This is a genomic window from Geodermatophilus sp. DSM 45219, assembly GCF_900104025.1.
In the GTDB taxonomy this organism is placed as follows: domain Bacteria; phylum Actinomycetota; class Actinomycetes; order Mycobacteriales; family Geodermatophilaceae; genus Geodermatophilus.
The window spans coordinates 167,329-188,407 of sequence record NZ_FNIQ01000002.1; the positions used below are offsets into that span (position 1 = coordinate 167,329).

The 21,079-nt window shown below is 75.5% G+C and carries 25 protein-coding genes; 12 read left to right on the forward strand and 13 right to left on the reverse strand.

Annotated features, from left to right (window positions below; genetic code table 11):
* Positions 1–44: 44 nt before the first annotated feature.
* A complete protein-coding gene (locus BLR12_RS05770) occupies positions 45–749 on the reverse strand; it encodes a M50 family metallopeptidase (protein ID WP_091374808.1) in 705 nt (234 codons plus the stop codon).
* A 180-nt stretch (positions 750–929) separates the two neighbouring features.
* Complete coding sequence (locus BLR12_RS05775) at positions 930–1,295, reverse strand: VOC family protein (RefSeq protein WP_255363321.1); 366 nt, start codon at positions 1,293–1,295, stop codon at positions 930–932.
* Positions 1,296–1,650: 355 nt separating this feature from the next.
* On the opposite strand from BLR12_RS05775, the gene BLR12_RS05780 reads away from it, so the two are divergent.
* From BLR12_RS05780 to BLR12_RS05790, 3 genes are all read left to right on the forward strand, one after another.
* Complete coding sequence (locus BLR12_RS05780; RefSeq protein ID WP_091374811.1) at positions 1,651–1,896, forward strand: type II toxin-antitoxin system Phd/YefM family antitoxin; 246 nt, start codon at positions 1,651–1,653, stop codon at positions 1,894–1,896.
* Complete coding sequence (locus tag BLR12_RS05785; RefSeq protein WP_091374814.1) at positions 1,893–2,267, forward strand: type II toxin-antitoxin system VapC family toxin; 375 nt, start codon at positions 1,893–1,895, stop codon at positions 2,265–2,267. Before BLR12_RS05780 ends, BLR12_RS05785 begins: the two co-directional genes overlap by 4 nt.
* A gap of 473 nt (positions 2,268–2,740) precedes the next feature.
* Positions 2,741–2,992: a hypothetical protein gene (locus BLR12_RS05790; RefSeq protein ID WP_143018713.1), complete on the forward strand. Its 252-nt coding sequence runs from the start codon at positions 2,741–2,743 to the stop codon at positions 2,990–2,992.
* 17 nt (positions 2,993–3,009) lie between these two features.
* Here the strand turns inward: BLR12_RS05790 and BLR12_RS05795 are convergent, their stop codons facing one another.
* Positions 3,010–3,432 carry a hypothetical protein gene (locus tag BLR12_RS05795; RefSeq protein WP_255363322.1) on the reverse strand — a complete coding sequence of 141 codons (423 nt, stop codon included), beginning with the start codon at positions 3,430–3,432 and terminating at the stop codon, positions 3,010–3,012.
* A 154-nt stretch (positions 3,433–3,586) separates the two neighbouring features.
* On the opposite strand from BLR12_RS05795, the gene BLR12_RS05800 reads away from it, so the two are divergent.
* The 6 genes from BLR12_RS05800 (at position 3,587) to BLR12_RS05825 (ending at position 7,826) form a co-directional block, all read left to right on the forward strand.
* On the forward strand, positions 3,587–4,363 hold the full coding sequence (locus BLR12_RS05800; protein ID WP_176832372.1) for a glycerophosphodiester phosphodiesterase: 777 nt from the start codon (positions 3,587–3,589) through the stop codon (positions 4,361–4,363).
* Complete coding sequence (locus BLR12_RS05805; RefSeq protein WP_143018714.1) at positions 4,348–4,551, forward strand: hypothetical protein; 204 nt, start codon at positions 4,348–4,350, stop codon at positions 4,549–4,551. The genes BLR12_RS05800 and BLR12_RS05805 overlap by 16 nt, the downstream gene beginning before the upstream one ends.
* Before the next feature lie 46 nt (positions 4,552–4,597).
* Positions 4,598–5,950, forward strand: a complete 1,353-nt coding sequence (locus BLR12_RS05810) for an MFS transporter (protein WP_091374823.1) — start codon at positions 4,598–4,600, stop codon at positions 5,948–5,950.
* On the forward strand, positions 5,947–6,678 hold the full coding sequence (locus BLR12_RS05815; RefSeq protein ID WP_091374826.1) for a thymidine kinase: 732 nt from the start codon (positions 5,947–5,949) through the stop codon (positions 6,676–6,678). The genes BLR12_RS05810 and BLR12_RS05815 overlap by 4 nt, the downstream gene beginning before the upstream one ends.
* 51 nt (positions 6,679–6,729) lie before the next feature.
* Positions 6,730–7,143, forward strand: coding sequence for a nuclear transport factor 2 family protein (locus tag BLR12_RS05820; RefSeq protein WP_176832373.1), 414 nt, complete (start codon positions 6,730–6,732; stop codon positions 7,141–7,143).
* Positions 7,144–7,481: 338 nt separating this feature from the next.
* Positions 7,482–7,826, forward strand: a complete 345-nt coding sequence (locus BLR12_RS05825) for an RNA polymerase-binding protein RbpA (RefSeq protein WP_091374830.1) — start codon at positions 7,482–7,484, stop codon at positions 7,824–7,826.
* A gap of 73 nt (positions 7,827–7,899) precedes the next feature.
* Here the strand turns inward: BLR12_RS05825 and BLR12_RS05830 are convergent, their stop codons facing one another.
* The 4 genes from BLR12_RS05830 to BLR12_RS05845 all read right to left on the reverse strand — a co-directional run bounded on the left by BLR12_RS05830 (position 7,900) and on the right by BLR12_RS05845 (position 12,732).
* Positions 7,900–8,424, reverse strand: coding sequence for an FxsA family protein (locus BLR12_RS05830; protein ID WP_091374833.1), 525 nt, complete (start codon positions 8,422–8,424; stop codon positions 7,900–7,902).
* 41 nt (positions 8,425–8,465) lie between these two features.
* Positions 8,466–9,257, reverse strand: a complete 792-nt coding sequence (locus BLR12_RS05835; protein ID WP_091374836.1) for a polyprenol monophosphomannose synthase — start codon at positions 9,255–9,257, stop codon at positions 8,466–8,468.
* Positions 9,254–10,876 carry an apolipoprotein N-acyltransferase gene (gene lnt / locus BLR12_RS05840; protein ID WP_091374839.1) on the reverse strand — a complete coding sequence of 541 codons (1,623 nt, stop codon included), beginning with the start codon at positions 10,874–10,876 and terminating at the stop codon, positions 9,254–9,256. The genes BLR12_RS05835 and lnt overlap by 4 nt, the downstream gene beginning before the upstream one ends.
* Positions 10,877–11,199: 323 nt before the next feature.
* The gene (locus tag BLR12_RS05845; RefSeq protein ID WP_255363323.1) at positions 11,200–12,732 is read right to left on the reverse strand and encodes an amidohydrolase; all 1,533 of its coding nucleotides are present in this window, start codon (positions 12,730–12,732) and stop codon (positions 11,200–11,202) included.
* A 130-nt stretch (positions 12,733–12,862) separates the two neighbouring features.
* Here BLR12_RS05845 and BLR12_RS05850 point away from each other — a divergent pair, with 130 nt between their 5' ends.
* The gene (locus BLR12_RS05850; protein ID WP_091374846.1) at positions 12,863–13,393 is read left to right on the forward strand and encodes a GNAT family N-acetyltransferase; all 531 of its coding nucleotides are present in this window, start codon (positions 12,863–12,865) and stop codon (positions 13,391–13,393) included.
* A 67-nt stretch (positions 13,394–13,460) separates the two neighbouring features.
* Here BLR12_RS05850 and BLR12_RS05855 read toward each other — a convergent pair whose 3' ends face one another.
* Together BLR12_RS05855 and BLR12_RS05860 are read right to left on the reverse strand one after the other, a co-directional pair.
* A complete protein-coding gene (locus BLR12_RS05855; RefSeq protein ID WP_091374849.1) occupies positions 13,461–14,315 on the reverse strand; it encodes a lysophospholipid acyltransferase family protein in 855 nt (284 codons plus the stop codon).
* Positions 14,316–14,443: 128 nt separating this feature from the next.
* On the reverse strand, positions 14,444–15,604 hold the full coding sequence (locus tag BLR12_RS05860) for a glutamate--cysteine ligase (RefSeq protein WP_255363324.1): 1,161 nt from the start codon (positions 15,602–15,604) through the stop codon (positions 14,444–14,446).
* A gap of 147 nt (positions 15,605–15,751) precedes the next feature.
* Here BLR12_RS05860 and BLR12_RS05865 point away from each other — a divergent pair, with 147 nt between their 5' ends.
* A complete protein-coding gene (locus BLR12_RS05865) occupies positions 15,752–16,609 on the forward strand; it encodes a hypothetical protein (protein WP_091374852.1) in 858 nt (285 codons plus the stop codon).
* Positions 16,610–16,719: 110 nt separating this feature from the next.
* On the opposite strand, the gene BLR12_RS05870 is transcribed toward BLR12_RS05865, so the two are convergent.
* From BLR12_RS05870 to BLR12_RS05880, 3 genes are read right to left on the reverse strand one after another with little or no spacing between them, the layout of a single operon-like run.
* The gene (locus BLR12_RS05870; RefSeq protein ID WP_255363325.1) at positions 16,720–17,829 is read right to left on the reverse strand and encodes an Rv2578c family radical SAM protein; all 1,110 of its coding nucleotides are present in this window, start codon (positions 17,827–17,829) and stop codon (positions 16,720–16,722) included.
* 41 nt (positions 17,830–17,870) lie between these two features.
* Entirely contained in the window at positions 17,871–18,350 is a 480-nt protein-coding gene (locus BLR12_RS05875; RefSeq protein ID WP_091374855.1) for an Lrp/AsnC family transcriptional regulator, read from the reverse strand.
* The gene (locus BLR12_RS05880) at positions 18,325–19,470 is read right to left on the reverse strand and encodes a M24 family metallopeptidase (protein ID WP_255363326.1); all 1,146 of its coding nucleotides are present in this window, start codon (positions 19,468–19,470) and stop codon (positions 18,325–18,327) included. Before BLR12_RS05880 ends, BLR12_RS05875 begins: the two co-directional genes overlap by 26 nt.
* A gap of 66 nt (positions 19,471–19,536) precedes the next feature.
* Here BLR12_RS05880 and BLR12_RS05885 point away from each other — a divergent pair, with 66 nt between their 5' ends.
* Complete coding sequence (locus tag BLR12_RS05885) at positions 19,537–20,454, forward strand: 5'-3' exonuclease (protein ID WP_091374858.1); 918 nt, start codon at positions 19,537–19,539, stop codon at positions 20,452–20,454.
* Between the two features lie 3 nt (positions 20,455–20,457).
* Here the strand turns inward: BLR12_RS05885 and BLR12_RS05890 are convergent, their stop codons facing one another.
* On the reverse strand, positions 20,458–21,057 hold the full coding sequence (locus BLR12_RS05890; protein WP_143018715.1) for a DUF4333 domain-containing protein: 600 nt from the start codon (positions 21,055–21,057) through the stop codon (positions 20,458–20,460).
* Between the last annotated feature and the right edge of the window lie 22 nt (positions 21,058–21,079).

Sequence of the window (21,079 nt, forward strand, 5' to 3'; positions counted from 1 at the left end):
CGCGAGCTCGCGGCGGGACCCTGCGAGGGGGCCGTTCCAGCACGTCACCAGAGCAGCCACCAGCCGCCGAGCAGCAGCGCGCCGACGTCGACCAGCAGGAAGACCCCGACCCACAGCACTGCGGGCAGCCCGGTCAGCCGGGCCAGCTGGTCGGCGTCGGAGTCCGGCGCGGCCCGGCGGCGGCGGGCCCGCTGCAGCTCGAGCACGGTCCTGGGCGCGGCCAGCAGCAGGAACCACGTCCCGGCGGCGGCGAAGGCCGCCTGCCCGGCCGGGGGCAGCCAGCCGGTGACGGCCAGGACGACGGCGCCGGTGGCCAGCACCGCCCACAGCCCGTACCAGTTGCGGATCTGCACGAGCAGCAGCGCCAGCAGGCCCAGCAGGGCCCACAGCAGCCCGACGGCGTGCCCGGCGGCCAGCAGCGCCGCGGCACCCAGCCCGAACAGCGCCGGGCCGGTGTAGCCCGCGGCGCAGGTGAGCACCATGCCCGGGCCCGTCGGTCGCCCCGCGGACACGGTGAGCCCCGAAGTGTCCGAGTGCAGCCGGATGCCCGCCAGCCGCCGCCCCGCGGCCAGGGCCACCAGCCCGTGCGCGCCCTCGTGGGCGATGGTCACCACCGTGCGGGCCGGCCCCCAGAGCGCGGGGGACAGGACGACGGCGGCCGCCACGACCAGCGCGCTCAGCAGGACCGCCGTGGGCAGCTGGGGGAGGGGAGTGCTCACGCGGCCCCAGAAGCCCTCGACGACGTCCACGACGGGGAGTCAACCGCACGCAGCTGTGAGCGGGCCGCGTGACGCGGCCGGTCACGGGGACGGCGGACCGCGCCGATGTCCAGGGTGCCGACTCCGACGTCACAGCGGCCAATGATCCGTTATCCCCAACATACAACAAACAGATGTTTGAGGAAAAAGAACCACATCAAAGACGCCGCACTAGCCCGACGTCGTCGTCAGGTTGAGCGGGTTGCCGTCGGGGTCCTTCACGTGCGCGACCCGCTGGCCCCAGGGCATGTCGTTGGCCGGAGCCGGGGCCTCACCGCCCAGCGACTCGACCCGCGCGAGGGCGGCGTCCACGTCGGGCACCTCCAGGCTCAGCAGGATCCGCCCGGCGGGGGAGCCCTCGACCGACCCGTCGGCGACGACGCCGAGCTCGGAATCGCCGATCCGCAGGCCCAGGTAGAAGGTCGGGCCGTCCTCGGGGGTCCGGGTGTCCTCGGTGGCGCCGGCGACGCCGGTGTAGAAGCGCGCCAGGCGCTCCAGGTCGTGCGTGACGATCATCGGGATGACGCTGCTGGGCACGGCTCTCCTTCCGGTGGGGACGTCGAGGAGCAGACCCGGCCCAGACGCCGGACTCATCGGTCGCCGCTCACGGCGGGCCGGCGTCGTGCTGCTGGCGACGGTGCTCGCCGCCAGCCGTGCCGGCCCTGCTGGGCGTCCCCGCCGCGCTGGTCGCCGCGACGCTCGCGACGCCGATCGCCGGCGGGGTCGCTGGAGGCGGGCACATCGGTCGCGTCGTGAGGACTGGTGCCGGTGGCGCTCGACTGGGCGCGGATCGAGCGAAGCGACGTCACGTGACGAAAGCGAGGGGCGGTCCGGGTAGGGCGTTCAACCGCTCCTGCTTGACTTAGTCCGCCTTGACTAACAGGCTGGGTACATGTCGAGGACCGTGAACGTCCACGAGGCGAAGACCCACCTGTCACGGCTACTGGAAGCAGTGGAAGCAGGGGAGGACGTCGTCATCGCCCGAGCGGGCAAGCCGATTGCCCGGCTCGTCGCGGTCGTCGCCCGGACCGAGCCCCGAGTGCCGGGGTCGTGGCGCGGTCGGATGGTCATCGCCGACGACTTCGATGAGACACCCGAAGACCTGATCGCCGCCTTCCACGGTGACGCAGACGAGTGACCCTGCTGCTGGATACGCACGTCCTGCTGTGGTGGCTGGCGGACGACCCGCGCCTGACCCCGGCCATGCGAACGGCGATCGCGGACCCGTCGACGGCGGTCATGGTGTCCGCGGCGTCGGCGTGGGAGGTGGCGATCAAGGCTGCGGTCGGCAAGCTCACGATGCCTGACGGGCTCCGGCAGGAGTTGGAACAGCACGGGTTCGACGAACTGCCGATCACCGTCGAGGATGGCTTGACCGCCGGCGCGCTGCCGCGTCACCACGGCGACCCGTTCGACCGCGTGCTGATCGCCCAGGCCGCACGCCGCAGGCTGACCGTCGTCACGGCCGACCGGCGCTTCGCGGACTACGACGTCCTGACCCTGTCCTAGGTCGGGGAGGGCCTCGTCGCCCGATAACCTGACATAATGTGCATTATCGGCGTGAGGAACCGAGCGCCTCGGGAGTGGCTCGGTGGGTCGTCGATCCTCAGCGGCACTGACGGCCTCCGTCGGTGCCATCGGGTGGGTGTCGCGTGTCCCGTCGCTCGCCGCACGACGTCTCCGCGGGAACGTCTCCGCGGGAACGTCTCCGACGCCGATGACGCTCCGGCTGGGGCGACGTCCGCCGGCGCCACCTGGTGACCGGCTCACCACCGGCACGGTCCACCGCTCGTCCAGCGCCGTCCCGTCGTCACCGGGTCGCCGACCGCTGTCGGAGCCTGCCGACCCACCCGACCGGGCGCGACCGGCCACCACTTCCCCGGTCCGCTCACCCACCCACAATTCCGTCACAGTGACGTTTCTGCGCACAGGTCGTCGCCTTCGACGGGCGCTCGGCACGACGGCTGCCTAGGGTCGGGAGCATGCAACTCCGACGCCCCATCGCCACCTTGATGACCGCCCTGGCGCTGTTCGGAGGTGGCGCGACGATCACCGCGTGCTCGGCCGCCGGAAGTGGTGAGCAGGGCGACGGGACCACCGACGGGGACGCCCCGAGCACCGAGGACGACACCGAGAGCGACCAGGAGTCCGACCCGTCGCAGGACAACGTGCCGGACCTGTCCGACCCCGAGCAGGACGCGGGCACCGGCAGCGAGGACGTCGAGGACGGCTGACGGCGCGGACGGTGCGGTCAGCCGGCGGCGCGCTCGGAGACCCAGAGCTTGTCGAGCCGACCGGTGGACCGCACCAACTCGTGCAGCGAGCGCTCCAGCTCGGCCTTGGTGTGCCGCTCGGCGAGCAGCGTCTCGACGTCCTCGATCGCGCAGCGCAGTTGGTACAGCCGGTCCTGCAGGCCGTCGAGCTCGGCCCGGGTGACCAGCACGACGTCACCGGACAACCCGGCCTTCGCCGTCGCGGAGCGCTGCTCGTAGGCGCGCTGCCGGCAGGCCTGGCCGCAGTACTGACGCGGCCGCCCGACCGAGCCCTGCTGGGGCAGCACCCGCCGGCACCAGCCACAACGGCGCTCCGCGTCACTCCCCCGCCGGGGGTTGGGCAGCCCGGTGTCGGTCGGTGCCTCCTCGCGGATCGCCCGGATCCCCTCTCGCTCTCCCACGCTGCGCACGGTAGACGTCGGCACCGACAGGACCGTGGGACACGCCCGACCCACGGCGTGTGCGGGGCCTCCCGGGTGTGACGGAGGGGTCCTGCGCGACGGGTGGCACCGGGTCCCGGGCAGGGCGTGGACCAGCGGCGTTAGCGTGTCCGCCGTGGTCCCCGTCCGGTACGCCTTCCTCGAGGGGCCCACCCCCATCGCGATGGCCCACCGGGGCGGGGCGATCGAGCACCTGGAGAACACCATGCCGGCCTTCGAGGCCTGCGTGGCGCTCGGCTACCGGTATCTGGAGACCGACGTCCGGGTGACCGCCGACGGCGTGCCGGTCGTCTTCCACGACCCGACCCTCGACCGGGTCACCGACCGCACCGGTCGGGTCGACCAGCTGCCGTGGTCGGAGCTGGCCGGCGCGCGCATCGGCGGCCGGGAGCCGATCCTGCGCCTGGAGGAGCTGCTCGGCGCCTGGCCCGACGTCCGGTTCAACCTCGACGTGAAAGCCGCCGGCGTCCTGGCGCCCCTGGCGCGGACCGTCCACCGCCTCGGGGTCGCCGACCGCATCTGCCTCGGTTCCTTCTCCGACGCGCGGGTCGCCGCCGCGCGACGCATCTTCGGGCCCGCGGTGTGCACCTCGCTCGGCCCGCGGGGCGTCGCGGCGCTGCGGCTGTCCTCCTACTCCCCCCGCGCCGCGGGCCTGGTGCGCATCCCGGCCGGCTGCGCCCAGGTACCCCTGCAGCTGGGCGGCCGGGCGCTGGTCGACGAGCGGTTCGTCGCCGCGGCGCACGCCCGCGGGCTGCAGGTGCACGTCTGGACGGTCAACACCGAGGCCGAGGTGACGGCGATGCTCGACCTCGGGGTGGACGGCGTCATGACCGACCGGCCCGCGATGCTCCGGGAGGTCCTGGAGCATCGCGGGCAGTGGGTACCACGGTGACCGGGATCGGCGGGCGGATCCGGACCCGGCGGCCGCGCACGCCGCCGTTGACCGCCGGCGAGCCCACCGACCGGCCGGCCCACGTCGACCCCACCCGGCCGACGACGGCGACCGCGGCGTTCCCCGGCGGCGTCGTCCCCGGTGGGGCCCTCCCCACCGGTCCGGTGCCCGGCGACATCCCGGCGTGACCTGCGCGTGCTGGACGGTCTCGACCCCGGCTGACACCCTGCGGCCGTGACGACCGCCGCCACCACCGGTCACCCCCGACCCCCCGTCGACCGGGCGCTGCGCCGGGAGCGCTTCGGCTGGTACTCCTACGACTGGGCGATGTCGGTGTTCAACACCAGCATCACCACGGTCTTCCTCGGCCCCTACCTGACGACCGTGGCCGAGACGGCGGCCGGGCCCGACGGCGAGCTGGGCTTCCTCGGCCTGTCCATCCCGCCGGGGAGCTGGTTCTCCTACGTGCTGTCGGCCTCGGTGCTGCTCCAGGTGCTGGTGCTGCCGCTCACCGGCGCCGTGGCCGACCGCACCGGGCGCAAGCGGGAGATGCTCGCCGCGTTCGCGGCGCTCGGCGCGCTGGCCACCACGTGCCTGTTCTTCGTCGCCGACGGCCGCTACCTGCTCGGCGGCGCGCTGTTCGTCGTGGCCAACATCAGCTTCGGCGCGGCGACCGTCGTCTACTACTCCTGGCTGCCCGACCTCGCCGGTCCCGACGAGCGCGACGCCGTCTCCAGCCGCGGCTGGGCGTTCGGCTACGTCGGCGGCGCGCTGCTGCTCGCCGTCCACCTGGGCCTGTTCCTCAACGCCGGCGCGCTGGGCCTGACCGAGGGCGAGGCGGTGCGGATCTGCCTGGCCACGACGGGGCTGTGGTGGGGCGGGTTCACCGTCTTCACCGTCTCCCGGCTGCGCAACCGGCCGGTGCGGGAGGCGGTCGGCCGGCCGAGCAGCGGCTTCCGCCAGCTGGCGACGACGCTGCGCGAGATGCGGGCCTTCCCGCTGACGCTGTGGTTCCTCGGCGCGTACCTGCTGTTCAACGACGGCGTGCAGACGGTGATCTCGCTGTCGGCGGTCTACGCCACCGAGGAGCTCGGTCTCGACCAGGGGGTGCTGACCGGCGCCATCCTGATGGTGCAGGTCGTCGCGATCGCCGGCGCGCTCGGGCTGGGCCGGCTGGCCGCCCGGTACGGCGCCAAGCGGGTCGTGCTCGGCGCGCTGGTGGCCTGGATCGGCGTCCTGTTCGCCGCCTTCTCCCTCCAGGAGGGCGCGGTGGCGCAGTTCTACGCGCTGGCCGCCGTCATCGGGCTGGTGCAGGGCGGCACCCAGGCGCTGTCCCGGTCGCTGTTCAGCCAGCTCATCCCGGCCGGCAAGGAGGCCGAGTACTACGGCTTCTACGAGATCAGCGACCGCGGCACCAGCTGGCTGGGCCCGCTGGCGTTCGGGCTCACCTACCAGGTGACCGGCTCCTACCGGCTGGCGATCGTCAGCCTCGTCGTCTTCTTCGTGGCCGGGTTCGTCGCGCTGGCCGCGCTGCCCATCCGCCGTGCGGTCGTCGCGGCGGGCAACACCCCACCGGAGCGTCTGTGACCGCCCTCGCCGAGACCGGCGCCGCCCCCCTGCTGGACGCCGTCCCGGCCTCCGGTGACCGCCGGCGGCACCCCGCGCCGGCGCACCTGCGGTTCTTCCACGGACCGATGGACTGCGGGAAGTCCACGCTGGCGCTGCAGGTCGACCACAACCAGAGCCGCCAGGGACGGCGCGGCCTGCTGCTCACCCAGGGCGACCGCTCGGCCCAGCCGCAGATCAGCTCCCGGGTCGGGCTGTGCCGCGAGGCACTCGAGGTGGCGCCCGGCACCGACCTGCGGCTGCTGGTGCGCGACCACTGGGCCGCCGGGCACCGGGTGGACTACCTGATCGTCGACGAGGCGCAGTTCCTCGCCCCCGGGCAGGTCGACCAGCTCGCCGAGCTCGTCGACGAGTCGCACGTCGACGTCTACGCCTTCGGGCTGACCACCGACTTCCGCGCGAGGCTGTTCCCCGGCACCCAGCGGCTGCTCGAGGTCGCCGACGACGTGCAGCGCATCCAGGTCGAGGTGCTGTGCTGGTGCGGCCTGCCGGGGCTGCTCAACGCGCGGGTGGTCGACGGGCAGATGGTGCGCGAGGGCGAGACCGTCGTGGTCGCCGACACCGCACCCACGCCGGCCCCGGACGACCGGGACGCCGACGTTCACTACCAGGTGCTCTGCCGGCGCCACCACGTGCAGGGCCAGCTCGGGCCCAACCCCGCCGGCCCGGGGCAGCTCGCGCTGCCCTGACCCGCGGTCGCACCCGTCGTCCGGGCGCCTCGCCGGATGGACACTCACCGCATGACCGATGAGCCGGCGCTCGACCAGTTGCTGGACGCGTTCAACGCGCACGACCTGGACCGGATCATGCGCCTCTTCACCGACGACTGCGTCCTGGAGACCCCTCGTGGCCCTGATCCCTGGGGGACGCGCTACAGCGGTGCCGCAGCCGTGCGCGAGGGGCTCGCTGCGCGCTTCTCCGGGATCCCGGACGTGCACTACGGCGAGGACGAACACTGGAGCTGCGGTGACCACGCGGTCTCCCGCTGGCTGCTGACCGGGACGACGACCTCGGGCGAGGAGGTGCGCGTCCGCGGCTGCGACCTGTTCGACCTGGCGTCGGACGGGCGCATCCGCCGCAAGGACTCCTACTGGAAGATCGTGACGCAGGGGCAGCCCGGAGCAGCGGCGGCGACCGAGGTCACCGGCGGCTGAGCAGCAGGTACCGCTCGTCGGCCACCGAGCGGCCCCACGGTGCCGGGTCGGTCGGCGGGACGACGTCCGCCTCCTGCCGCACGGCCCGGACCAGCCGCCCGGTCCCGGCAGCGGACAGCCCCCACCGGTGGGATCGTGCCGGTCCGGCCGCCGGGTCTTCCCTCGTCAGGGGGGCGCCGGGCGTCGCGTTACCACCCCATGCGATGATTCTGGATCGATTGCGCGGAATCTCTCCGCGAACTCTGTCGTTGGTCCTCGTGATCCCGCCGTGCAGTGGGTACTGCACTGCTGCACGGTGAGTCCGGACCAACACCACCAGCACGAGAGGACGGTGTGCCATGGGCGAGCGTTCCCTGCGGGGCAGCCGACTGGGCAGCGTGAGCTACGAGACCGAGCGGAACACCGCACCGATCGAGCGGCAGTACGCGGAGTACCGGTGCCCGACGGGCCACCTGTTCACCGTGCCCTTCGCGGACGACGCGGAGCTCCCCGACACGTGGGAGTGCAAGTTCGACGGGTCGGCCGCCAAGCTCGTCGGTGGCACGGAGCCGGCGCCGAAGAAGGTCAAGCCCCCGCGGACGCACTGGGACATGCTCCTGGAGCGCCGTTCGGTGGAGGACCTCGAGGAGGTCCTGGCCGAGCGCCTCGAGGTGCTCCGCGGCCGGCGGACCCGCGCCAGCTGAGCACCTGCACGACACGCCAGACGGCCCCGGTGGGATCTCCACCGGGGCCGTCCTGGCGTCTACGGGCGGTCGCTCACGGGGTCGGCGTGCCCGGTGCCCGCTCGTCCCGCACGACCTCGCCCTCGATGACCAGCGGCCGCCCGTCGCGCCAGACGTGCGACCCGGAGGGCCCACCCGGGAACGGCACTCCCGGGGCGCGGTCGCTGCGCACCCGCACCGGGCCGCGCAGCTGCACCGGGACCCGGGAGGCCACCGCCCGGCCGAGCAGGCCGCGCACGAGGAACCGGGTCGGCGGCAGCAGGCACAGCAGCCCGACGACGTCGCCGATGAAGCCGGGCAGGACCATCAGCAGCCCGCCGGCGGCGATGAGCCCGGCGTCCCCCAGGGCCCGCCCGGCCGGGCGCCGCTGCCGGGTGCGCTCCCGCAGCTCGGCCAGCGCCCGGGTGCCCTGGCGGGCCAGCAGCGCCCAGCCCAGGGCCGTGGTGGCCAGGGCGGCCAGCAGCGTCCAGCCCACGCCGATCCAGGTCGCGACCAGCACGAAGACGACGACCTCGGCGACCGCCCACAGGGCGACCAGCACGCGCACGCGGTGTCCCACGGTTCTCCTCCCACCCGCCCGGCCGCCGGCGCCGCGTCCGCCTACCGGACCGCGGTCGACCGCCCGCCGTCGCGGACCCGTCCCGGCACGGGACGGCGGACCAGCCCCGGCAGCCGGTCGGCCAGCCGGTCCTGCAGGCCCCACCAGGTGACCCGTACCAACGCCTCTTGAACGATCGAGCGGCTCATCTTGCTCCGCCCCGCGGTGCGCTCGGTGAACGTGATGGGCACCTCGACCACCCGGGCGCCGTCCCGCACCGCCCGCCAGGCCCAGTCGACCTGGAAGCAGTACCCCTGGCTGGCGACGTCGTCGAACGGCAGCCGGTCGACCAGCTCCCCGCGCACGGCGCGGAAGCCGCCGGTGGCGTCGGCCAGCGGCAGCCGCAGCGACCAGCGGGTCCACACGTTGCCCGAGCGAGACAGCAGCAGCCGGTGCAGCGGCCAGTCCTCCACCCGGCCGCCGGGCACGTACCGCGAGCCCAGCACGAGGTCGGCGCCGGCCAGCGCGGCGAGCAGGGCGGGCAGCTGCTCGGGGTGGTGCGAGCCGTCGGCGTCCATCTCGACCAGGACGTCGTAGCCGCGCTCCCGGCCCCAGCGGAACCCGGCGACGTAGGCCGGGCCCAGGCCGGACTTGGTGGTCCGCCGCAGCACGTGCACCCGCGGGTCCAGGGCGGCCAGCTTCTCGGCGAGCTCACCGGTCCCGTCGGGCGAGCCGTCGTCCACCACGAGGGCGTGCGCGTCCGGGACGCTCGCGTGCAGCCGGTCGAGGACGGGCTCGAGGTTGTCCACCTCGTCGTAGGTCGGGACGACGACCAGCACGCGCAGTCCGCTCACGCCGCCTCCCCCCGCGACCGGCGCCGGGCCGGCCCGGGCACCAGCACCACCAGCAGCGCACCGGCGCCCAGGGCCGACAGCAGCCACTCCGGGCCGGCGCCCAGGCGCTCGGCGAGCGTCGGGGCGTCCCGCTGCGCGATCTCCTCGACGAACACGGCGGACTCGAACAGCCCCGAGGAGGCGGCCAGCGAGCCATCGGGGGCGATGACGGCGGAGATCCCGCTGGTGGAGGCCAGGGCGACCGAGCGGCCGAACTCCACCGCCCGGACCTGGGCCGCGGCGACCTGCTGCGCGCTCTCGGCGCTGTAGCCGAAGGTGGCGTTGTTGGTCTGGACGACGATCATCCCCGCGCCCGCGGAGACCGCGTCGTGCACCAGCCCGTCGTAGACGACCTCGAAGCAGATCACGTCGGCGATCCGCGCCCCGCCCATCTCCAGCAGCCCGATCTCGTCCCCGGCGGCGAAGTCGCGGCGCACCAGGTCGACCTTGTCGCTGAACAGCCGGAAGAAGTCGCGGAACGGGACGTACTCGGCGAAGGGGACCGGGTGGCGCTTGACGTAGGTGTCGCCGGGCCCGGTCGCCGGGTCCCAGACGATCGCGGTGTTGCTGATGTACTCCCCCGGGCCGCTGACGACCGCGCCCACCAGGACCGGTGCGCCGATCGCCTCGGCGGCGCGGCTGATCTGCCGGGCGGCGTCGGCGTTCTGGTAGGGGTCGATGTCGGAGCTGTTCTCCGGCCAGACGACGAGGTCCGGCTGCGGCTGCTGCCCGGCCGCCACCGCCTCGGCCAGCGCCACGGTCTGCTCGACGTGGTTGTCGAGGACCGCCCGCCGCCGCTCGTTGAACTCCAGGCCCGGCTGGGGGACGTCGCCCTGCACCACGGCCACCGTCCGGGTCGGGCCGCCCTCGGTGAGCGAGGAGCCGGGCAGCGGCAGCCAGGCCAGCCCGCCGAGCGCCGGGACGGCCACCGCGCCGAGCGCGGCCAGCGCGGCGGCCCGCCGTCCGCCGCGGCGCAGGTGCAGCACGGCAGCGGCCAGCAGCGTGCCGGTGAGGGCGACCGCGAAGCCCACCAGGGGCACCCCGCCGTAGGCGGCGAACGCCAGGAAGGGGCCCTCGGTCTGGCTGAAGCCCAGCCGGCCCCAGGGGAAGCCGCCGAACGGCAGCCTCCCGCGCAGGGCCTCCTGGGCGACCCACAGCGCCGCGGCCCACAGCGGCCACAGCGGCAGCCGGGACGTGACCGCGGCGGCCGCACCCAGCAGGGCCACGTACGCCGCCTGCGAGCCGGCCAGGGCCAGCCACGGGAGGGAGCCGACGAAGATGCCGCTCCACGACAGCAGCGGCACGAAGAACGTGAGGCCGAGGACGAGGCCGAGCCAGGCGCCGGACCGTGCGCGCTGCCCGTGCACCGCGACCGCGAGGGCGGCGGGGCCCAGCGGGGCCAGCGGCCACCAGGCGGAGCCCGGGAAGGCGAGCAGGAGCAGCAGCCCGCCGACGGCGGCCAGCAGGGTGCGCCAGGCCACCTGCCCACCCACCCGGCGCCACCGGGACGCGGCCGCCGGCGCCGGGCCGGAGGACCCGGCCGGCCGCTCGAGGGTGCCGCTCGGGATCGCTGGCGGCACCCGTGCCTCCCGTGCACCCGCGCGGCCGGGGGTCCCGGTCGCTGGCCTGCCCCGATCCGGTCGGACGGGACGGCACCACCGGCGTCCCCACCGGCGGCCCCGCTCCCCAGCATCCCATCCCCGCGCGCGACCGCGGACGCCCAGTTCAGGGGTCCCCCCGGCCCGGCGGCCCGGTGGGCGGCCGGCAGGCGTGCGACCGCGGGGCCGAGGAGCCGGCGCGACCGGTCCGGGGGAGCACGAGCCGGTGCCCCGGGGGTGGGACTACAGGCACTGCACGGACCGGTTCTCCGCCCCCGCGGACCGCGGGACGGACCGTGATCCCTCTACGCGCCAGGGCCCGCCACCGGCACGCCGGCGACCAGCAGCAGCCGGCAGGCGGGCCGCGCCCTGCCCGCGAGGACCGCCGAGAGCGTCTCCGCCGTGGCCCACAGCGCCAGGTCCGCCGGGGCGCCGACGCCCAGCGGACCCTGCGGGTGCTCGGCGCGCGCGGCGTGCCAGCCGCCGTGGGTGGCCGCGTCGAAGGCGTCGAAGGGCCGCAGTCCGGACTCCGGCGTGCGGTGGTCCACCGCGGCGTGCACCCCGCCCCACGGGTCCAGCGCGGTCACCGGGGCGTCGCTGCCCAGCGCCAGGGCGACCCCGGCGTCGGCGAGGTCGGCGAGCGGGTTGGTGGCCAGCGCCCGGTCCACGCCCAGCCGCTCGGCGTACATCCCGGCGTCCCCGCCCCAGGCGGCGTCGAAGGCCGGTTGCACGCTGGCGACCATCCCCCAGTCTCGCATCCGCCCGACGGCGGCCGCGTCGGCCATCTCGACGTGCTCCAGGCGGTGCCGGCAGGCCCGTACCGCGGCCCGACCGAGCTCGTCGACGACGGTGCCGACGGCGCCGAGCACCTGGTCGACCGCGGCGTCCCCGATGACGTGGAACCCGGCCTGCACGCCGGCGCGGGTGCAGGCGCGGACGTGGTCGACCAGCGACGCGGAGTCGAAGCGCAGGTGCCCGGCGGTCTCGGGTCGGTCACTGTAGGGACGGCTCAGCGCCGCGGTGTGCGAGCCGAGGGCACCGTCGCAGAACAGGTCGCCCCCGGCGCCGGCCAGGCCGAGCTCGCGCACCACCTCCAGCCCGCCGCGCTCGGCCAGCTCCCCCCAGTAGCCGAGCACCCGGGGCCCGGGCTCGGCTACGGCGATCGCCAGCAGGCCGGCCAGGTCGCCGGCACCGGAGACCTCGGGGCCGGCCATCTCGTGCAGGCTGCCGATCCCCAGCGCGGCGGCCGCGGCCCGGGTGGCCCGCTGGGCCGCGGCCCGCTGGGCGGTGTCCACCGCGCCGTAGGCGGCCTGCCGAGCGGCGTGGTGGGCCTCCAGCCGCAGCTGCCCGTCGGGGTGGGAGCCGGGCAGGTCCGCGATGCCGGGGACGCGGTCCAGCAGGGCGGTGGAGACGGTGGCCGAGTGCACGTCGACCCGCGCCAGGTAGGCCGGCCGGTCGCCGACGACGGCGTCCAGGTCGTGCCGGGTCAGGCCACGGCCCTCCGGCCAGCCGGTCTCGTCCCAGCCGGTGCCCAGCACGATCCCGGACGGCGTGGCCGCGACGTGGGCCCGCAGCGCTGCCAGGGCGTCAGCAAGGCTCAGGCTCGAGTGGAGGTCGAGGCCGGTCAGCGCCAGGCCGGTCGCGGTGGCGTGCACGTGCGCGTCGACGAAGGCCGGGGTGAGCAGCGCCCCGTCCCCCGCGACGACCCGACCGGCGGTCGGCGCGTCGGCACCGTCGCCGAGCCAGGCGATCCGGCCGTCGTCCACCAGCACCGCCCGGCCGGGGCGGTCGCCCACCGTCACGTCGGTGACCAGCAGGCTGCTGCCGGGTTCCGTCACGTCCGCCACCCTCCCTCGTGCGGCGCACCCTGCGCCCCGGGGAGGAAGGACAGCACGCCGACGCGGAGGTCGCCGTCCCGGGGTCGGTGTCCGGTGGCCGCGGGTCGCCCGCGGCGGTAGGCAAGGGGGCGTGACGGCCGACGGCGGACAGCTGCGCACCGCCCGGTTGCGCCTGCGGCCGTGGACGACGGGCCGCGACGACCTGGCCCGCCTGGTGGACCTCTACGGCCGTGACGAGGTGACCCGCTGGCTGGGTGGCCCCCCGTCGGTGCCGCCGGTCGAGCTGGTCGGCCGGTGGCGCGCGGTGGCCGAGGCCGACGACCGCTTCGGCGTGTGGGCCCTGGAGGTCGCCGGCCCGGGCCTCGTGGCCGGCACGGTGCTGCTCAAGCCGCTGCCCCGCGGTGTGGGTGAGGTGGAGGTCGGCTGGCACCTCCATCCGGACTGCTGGGGCCGGGGGTACGCCACCGAGGCGGCGCGGGCGGTCATCGACCGGGGCTTCCGGGCCGGCCTGCCGGAGGTCTACGCCGTGGTGCGGCCCGGCAACGCCGCCTCGGTGGCGGTCTGCACCCGGCTGGGGATGACGCCGCTGGGCCGGATGCGGCGCTGGTACGACGTGGAGCTGGACGCCTTCCGGCTCATGGCACCCGAGGTCGTCGACTGAAGGAGGACCCCGTCCTCCTCACCGCTCGCACGCTCGCGGCGAGCCTCTGGACGGGGCCGACGGCGGCTCACGGGCGGCGGCGTACGAGGGCCCTGATCCGGCCCAGCGGGGTCGAGCCGGGGCGGGTGCCGCGCACGTCGGAGTGGTCGAGCCGCCCGGCCTCCTCCAGCGTCGGTGCGGTGCCGCCGAGGTGCACCGGCTGCCACCAGCGGTCGTCGGGACCGGCCGGCTGCTGCGGGTAGGTGCGCTGGGCGTCGTCGACGAGCTGCTCCATCGCGGTGCGGATGCGCTTCAGCAGCTGCTGGACCTTCTCCCCCGGCTCCGGGCGGATCGGCTCCCCCAGGACGACGGTGACCGCCACGCCGCGCTGCAGGTTCACCGGGTGGTGCTTGGTGAACAGCCGCTGGCCGCCCCACACCGCAGCGGGGATCACCGGGACGCCGGCGTCGATCGCCATCCGGGCCGCCCCGGCCTTGAGCTCCTTGACCCGGAAGCTGCTGCTGATCGTCGCCTCGGGGAAGACACCGACCACCTCGCCGTCCTTCAGCGCCCGGACGGCGAGGTCGAACGCCGCCGCGCCGGCCTTGCGGTCGACCGGGATGTGGTGCATCGCCCGCATGAGCGGACCGGAGGCCCCGTGGGCGAACACCGACGCCTTGGCCATGAACCGCACCAGCCGGTGCCGTGGCAGGGCGGCCAGCCCGAGGAAGGTGAAGTCGAGGTAGCTGACGTGGTTGCTGCAGACCACGGCGCCGCCGCTGGTGGGCACGTGCTCGGAGCCCCGGACGTCGAAGGGGATGCGCAGCAGCCGGAACACCACCAGCACCAGCCGGATGACGAGCCGGTAGGGACGGTCGCGCGGGTCCGGGCGGGGACCGAACAGGTCCCGGCGGACGACGTCGCGCCAGCTGGCGGTGTACATGGCCGGACCCTAACCGCCGCCCCTGGACGTGGCGCGCGACGCCGTCCTCACGCGGCCCCTATGGCCGACCCCGCGCCGGGCTCCGCTCCTCGCTCGCAGAGCTCGCTGCGATGCTCACCCGGCTGTCGTCAGGCGTGGGTGACCTCGACGGCCGCGCGGACCACCGCGGTCAGGTCGCCGGTCTCCGCGTGCACCCGGCGCTGCAGGTCCGCCCCCGTGCCCCGGTGCAGGACGGCGGCCACCCCGTCGGCCACCCGCTGCTCGTCCCCGGTCCCCACCAGCGCGGGCCGGACGTGATCCAGCAGCGCGGCCACCACCTCGGCGGCCGGGGCGGGCCGCCCCGTGGCGGGGTGGACCAGGTCCGCGCCGAGCCCGGAGCGGCTGGCCCGCCAGGCGGCCATGCGGACCACCTCGCTGCGGACGGCGGGCGCCGGGGTCCCGGCCCGCCACTCCCCCGCAGCCGTGTCCACCAGCCCGCGCACCAGTCCGGCGAGCGTCACGGCGTCCTCGGCGCGCAGGGCGACGTCGGCGACCCGGACCTCGACGGTGGGCCACCGCTCGGACAGCCGGGCGTCGAAGTAGACCATCCCGGTGTCGACGATCGTCTCGGTCGCGAGCAGCTCCTCGACCAGCCGGTGGTAGGCCGCGGCGTCGGCGAACAGCTCGTTCGGGCCGGACGACGGCCAGCGGTTCCACGCCTGGGCGCGGTAGCTGGCGTGCCGGCTGTCCCGGCCCAGCCAGAACGGCGAGTTGGTGGTCAGCGCGGTGAGCACGGGCAGCCACACGCGGATGCGGTTGAGGACCGCCACGCCCTCCTCGTCGTCCTCGACCGCGACGTGCACGTGGCAGCCGCAGGTCAGCTGCTCGGCGGCGGTGAGCCCGAAGGTGTCGGCCATCTCCGTGTAGCGCCGCCCCGGGGTGTCCTGCGGCTCGACGCGCACCGGAGAGCTGGCCAGTGCAGCGACCCGGGCGCCGACCCCTCGGGCCGCCGCGTCCGCCCGCTGCCGCCAGTGCCGCAGGTCCGCGGCCACGTCGTCCAGCCCGGTGCAGACCCGGGTGCCGAACTCCAGCTGCTGGGCCTTCAGCTCGGGAACCAGGCTGCCGCGGGGATCGCCGGCCTCGTCGTCCCCCCGCTCGGCACGGTCGTGCTGCTCGACGGTCTCCCCCTCGCCGCGCCGGGCCGCGACCTCGAGCGCGGCCGGACCCAGCGGCACCGGCCGTCCGGACGGGTCGACGACCAGCAGCTCCTCCTCGACACCCACCGTGCGCACGCCGACCAGCATCGCCATCGGCCCCTCGACCCGCGCGGCGAGCCGGTGAGAGACCGGACACCCGGGCGGTCGGTGCGTTCGGTGCCGGAGGCGCCGATGTCTTCGTCTGTCCGGACCACTGTTGATCGTTGTCATGTTTGTTCGGCATAACGGTACGATCAGGTCATGACCGACCGGTGGGAACCGCCCCTCCCGGCGATGCCGGCCCCGCCTCCCGAGCGGGCGTGGCAGCGCCTCCCCCCTCCTCCGGGCTACGAGGCCCAGTGGCGCCGGCTCGTCGACGCCGCCCTCGAGGTCGGCATGGGCCCGGACGCCCTGGTCGCGGAGGGCATGGACCCGATCGCGGACGCCCGCGGCTGGAAGCCGGCCACCGTCGCCCTCTACAGCAAGGTGGCCCGGTACGGCGGGATCGCGCTGCCGGTGGTGCGCACGCCGGAGCCCGACCCGCCGACCCTGGAGCTGCGGCCACTCTCCCAGATCCGCACCGAGGACCCCGAGCACCTGCGCACCGTGGCGTGGTGCGCGCTGGCCCTGGGGTGGCCCGCGACCGTCGGCCAGTTCCGGTCGCTGCGCCGCGAGCAGGTGCACCCGACAGCACGGCGGGTGCTCGTGCGCACCGAGGACGGCGAGTGGTCGGTGCCGGGCGCGCTGACCGCTTGGCACGCCTGGGAGGAGTGCCGCGCCCGCTTCCCCGCCCTCGCCGACAGCCCGTGGGTGCTGCCCGCCCTGCGGCGCGGCCCGGGAGTGGCCTCGGCCGTGGGCGCGCGGCTGTCCTCGCAGGCGCTGCAGGTGACCTTCGCCAAGCACGCCGTGCGGACCGCGCAGCAGCTGCGGCTCACCGCTCCCCCGTCACGGCGCGAGTGGGCCGACGCGCTGGCCGTGCAGTACCTGACCCTTTCCTACGACTCCTACCGCCGGCTGGCGCTGGCCGCGGGCGCCGAGCCGGTGGCGCCCCGCGGCGCGGTCCGCGCCAAGCGGAGCGTGGCCCGCGCCGCGCGGGAGGCGGAGGGCCGCGGCAACTGATCGCCCCCTTCCTGGGTCGTGGCTTGTCTTCCTTCCCGCACAAAAGTGCGTTCGTTGGGGATAACGGTAGTATGGACGCCGCGACGTGCCACTGCTCTGCAGAGCCGCCCTCAGAGCAGCGGGAGCTGCTCGCCCGCCGGCTCGGCGACGGGCCGGCCCCTGGGCCGGGTCGCCGGCAGGCTGCCGGCGGGGAACGCGCGGTCGGCGTCGCCGGGGATGCCGGCGGGTGTCCCGTCCGCCCCGCGCGCCGCTCCCCCGGCCTGCCGGTCCAGCCCGTACCGGGCCAGCAACGGCGCGACCCGCTGCTCCAGCCAGGTCCGGTACTCCGGCGCCACCACGGCCCCCCGGCGGTAGAGCTGCTGGTAGCGCGGTACGAGCTGCGGGTGCTCGCGTGCCAGCCACGCGGAGAACCACTCCCGGGCGCCCGGACGCAGGTGCAGCGGGACGACGGTGACCCCGGTCGCGCCGGCCTCCGCGATCGCCCCCAGCGCGGCGTCGAGGTCGGCCAGCCGGTCGGTGAGGCCGGGCAGCACCGGGGCGAGGAACACCCCGCAGGACAGCCCCGCGTCGGCGATGGCCCGGACCAGCTCCAGGCGGGCCCGCGGGCCGGGCACCCCGGGCTCGAGCGAGGCGTGCAGGTCGTCGTCCCAGACGGCCAGGGAGACGCCGAGGCCGATCGGGACGTCGCGGGCCGCCGCGGCCAGGAGCGGCAGGTCGCGCCGCAGCAGCGTGCCCTTCGTCAGGATCGACAACGGCGTGCCTGCGGCGGCCAGCGCGCCGATCACGCCGGGCATCAGCCGGTAGCGTCCCTCGGCACGCTGGTAGGGGTCGGTGTTCGTGCCCAGTGCGACGTGCTCCCGCCGCCAGGACGGCCGGGCGAGCTCGCGGCGCAGGACGTCGACCAGGTTGGTCTTCACGACCACCTGGGTGTCGAAGTCCTTCCCGGTGTCCAGCTCCAGCCACTGGTGCGTCCCACGGGCAAAGCAGTAGACGCACGAATGCGAGCAGCCCCGGTAGGGGTTGATCGTCCAGCGGAACGGCACCGCCGAGTCGCCGGGCACCTCGTTGAGCGCGCTCTTGCTACGCACCTCGTGGAAGGTCAGCCCGGGGAACTCCGGCACCTGCACGCTGCGCAGCAGGCCGCGCATCGACGGCATGCCGGGCAGCGTCGCCGGCTCCTCGGCGTCCAGCCGCTGGGCGTCCCACCGCATGCCGGTCATCCGAACACACGTTCGATCCGGTGTCCAGCGGGCGGCCCCGGCTACAGCGGCGGGCGGTCCTCGTAGGAGGTGGACAGCACCACCGTCGTCCGCGTGGTGACGTTGGCGGTCTGCCGGATGGTGCGCAACAGCACCTCCAGCGCGTCGGGGGACGACGTCCGGACCTTGAGCAGGTAGCTCTCCACCCCGGCGACCGCGTGGCAGGCCTCGATCTCCGGCAGGTGGGCCAGCAGCGCCGGGGCCTCGTCCGGGGTGGCGGCGTCGGTCGGGGTGATGGCGACGAACGCCGTCAGCCCGAGGCCGAGGGCCCGTGCGTCGAGCTTGGCGTGGTAGCCGGTGATCAGCCCGCGCTGCTCCAGCCGGCGCACCCGCTGGTGCACCGCCGACACCGACAGGCCCACCCGCTCGGCGAGCTCGGTGTAGCTGGCGCGCCCGTCGCGGGCGAGCGCGGCGAGCAGCGCCCGGTCGACGTCGCCGGAGGTGACCGGCCCGGGGTCAGCCGGGGAGGACGACGAGCTCACGCGGGCCCTCGTTGAGCGCGGTGGCGCCGTCGGGGGTGCAGACGACGATGTCCTCGATGCGGGCGCCGCAGCGGCCCGGCAGGTAGATGCCCGGCTCGACGGAGAAGGCCATCCCCGCCACCAGGGGCAGCTCGTTGCCCGCGACGATGTAGGGCGCCTCGTGGGTGTCCAGGCCGATGCCGTGCCCGGTGCGGTGGATGAAGTACTCGCCCCACCCCGCCGCGGTGATCACCTCGCGCGCGGCGGCGTCCACCTGCTCGGCGGTCACCCCGGGCCGGACGGCGGCCGTCGCGGCCCGCTGGGCCTCCTGCAGCACGGCGTACCACTCGGCGACCTCGCCGTCCGGGTCGCGGCCGACCGCGTAGGTGCGGGTGCAATCTGACCGGTAGCCGGTGGCCGTCTCCCCGCCGATGTCGACCACGACGACGTCGCCGGCCCCGACCACCCGGTCCGACAGCTCGTGGTGCGGGCTCGCGCCGTTGGGCCCGGAGCCGACGATCGTGAAGTCCACCGACACGTGGCCCTCGGCGAGGATCGCCGCGGCGATGTCGGCCCCGACCTCCGCCTCGGTGCGCCCGGCCCGCAGCCACTCCCCCATCCGCGCGTGCACCCGGTCGATGGCCGCACCGGCGGCGGCCAGCTCGGCGACCTCGGCCGGCGTCTTCACCATCCGCAGCCGGTCGACGACCGGGCTGCCCAGCTCCAGCGCCGCCCCGGGCAGCGCGCCCTGCACGCCGAGCGCGTGCAGGGCCCAGGTGCGGTCGCCGACGGCCACGCGCGCGGGCGCGGACCCCAGGCGGGCCGTGGCCGCGCCGGCCAGCAGCGCGAACGGGTCGTCGGTCTCGTCCCAGGCCAGCACCTCCAGGCCGAGGGCGCCGGCCGGGCTGGCCTCGACCATCGGCGCCTCCAGCCGTGGGACGACGAGGAAGGGCTCGCCGCGCCGCGGCACCGCGAGCGCGGTCAGCCGCTCCATGGCGTGGGCGTCGTAGCCGCACAGGTAGCGCAGGTCCGAGCCCGGGGTGACGACGAGCAGGTCGACCCCCGTCTCGTCGGCCACCTCCCGCGCGGTGCGCACGCGGTCGAGGGTCACCAGCGGCTGGGACGCGGTCGGGGCGGGCACGACCGGAGCGTAACCAGCGCACCCGACGGTCGGCCCTGCTCGTTACCGTCCCGAGTCGTGACGACGATGCTGCTGGACGCCGCGAGCCTCTACTTCCGCGCGTTCTACGGGGTGCCCACGAGCGTCACCTCCCCCGACGGCCGCCCGGTCAACGCCGTCCGGGGGTTCCTGGACATGACCGCCCGGCTGGTCACCGCCCACGCCCCCGACCGGCTGGTCGCCTGCTGGGACGACGACTGGCGGCCGGCGTTCCGCGTCGAGGCGCTGCCGTCGTACAAGGCGCACCGGCTGTCCCCCGACGGCGGCGAGGAGACCCCGGACGAGCTCGGCCCGCAGGTGCCGGTCCTGGTCGAGGTGCTCGCCGCGGCCGGGCTGGCGCGGGTCGGCGCCCCGGGCTACGAGGCCGACGACGTCATCGGCACGCTGGCCACCCGGGCCCGCGGCCCGGTCGACGTCGTCACCGGCGACCGCGACCTGTTCCAGCTGGTGGACGACGCACGCTGCGTGCGCGTCCTGTACACCGCCCGCGGCATCACCGACCTCGACCTGGTCGACGAGGCCGCCGTGACCGCGAAGTACGGCATCCCGGGGCGCGCCTACGCCGACTTCGCCGTCCTGCGCGGCGACCCCAGCGACGGGCTGCCCGGGGTGGCGGGCATCGGCGCGAAGACCGCCGCCGCGCTGATCACCGAGTTCGGCGACCTGGCCGGCATCCGCGCGGCCGCCGCGCGCACCGTCGTCCCGGAGCCGCCGCTGACCGCCGCCGTCCTCAAGCGGCTGCACGCGGGTTCGGACTACCTCGACGCCGCCCCGGTGGTCGTCGCCGTCGCCCGCGACATCGACCTGCCGGCGGTCGACGGCGCGCTCCCCCGCCGGCCGGCCGACCCCGACGCGCTGGCGGCCCTGGCCGCCGCGCACGGCATCGAGTCCTCCCTCAGGCGGCTCGGTGCGGCGCTGGGCTGGCCGGCGGACGTGCTGGGCTGAGGTTCAGACCTCTTCCCAGGTGTAGGCCGCCGTCTGCTCGTCGGTGATGACGATGCGGATGGTGACCTCCTCGTCGTCGGCCGTGGTGCCGGTGCACTCGTAGTCCGCGCCCTGCTCGACCTGCATCTCGTCGTCGCAGGTCAGGTCGACCGCGACGCCCTCGATCTCCTGGAACTGCTCGGCGACGTCGTCCTCGACGGCCGAGGTGTCCAGCACGGTGTCGCCGAACAGCCGGGCGAGCACGATGGCGACCAGCAGCAGCACCAGCGGCACGACGATGCCGGCGACCAGGCCCTTGCGCGAGCGCCGGGGCGCGAGCGGGTACGACGGCGGGGCGCCCCACGGCTGGCCGTGCTGCGGCGGTGCGTACTGGGCCTGTGCGTACTGGGGCGGTGCGTACTGGGGCTGTGGGTACTGCGGCTGACCGCCCCACGGCTGGCCGTGCTGCGGCTGACCCGGCTGGACCCAGGGCTGGCCGTACCCGGGCTGCCCGTACGGGCCGGGCTGCGGCGGCGGGCCCCACGGGCCGGGCTGGTGCTGGGGCCCCGGCAGCCGGGGACCCTGCTCACCGGCCGGCCGGCCGTCCTGCGGTGGGTTGGTCATCGTCGACAGATCCTGCCCCAGC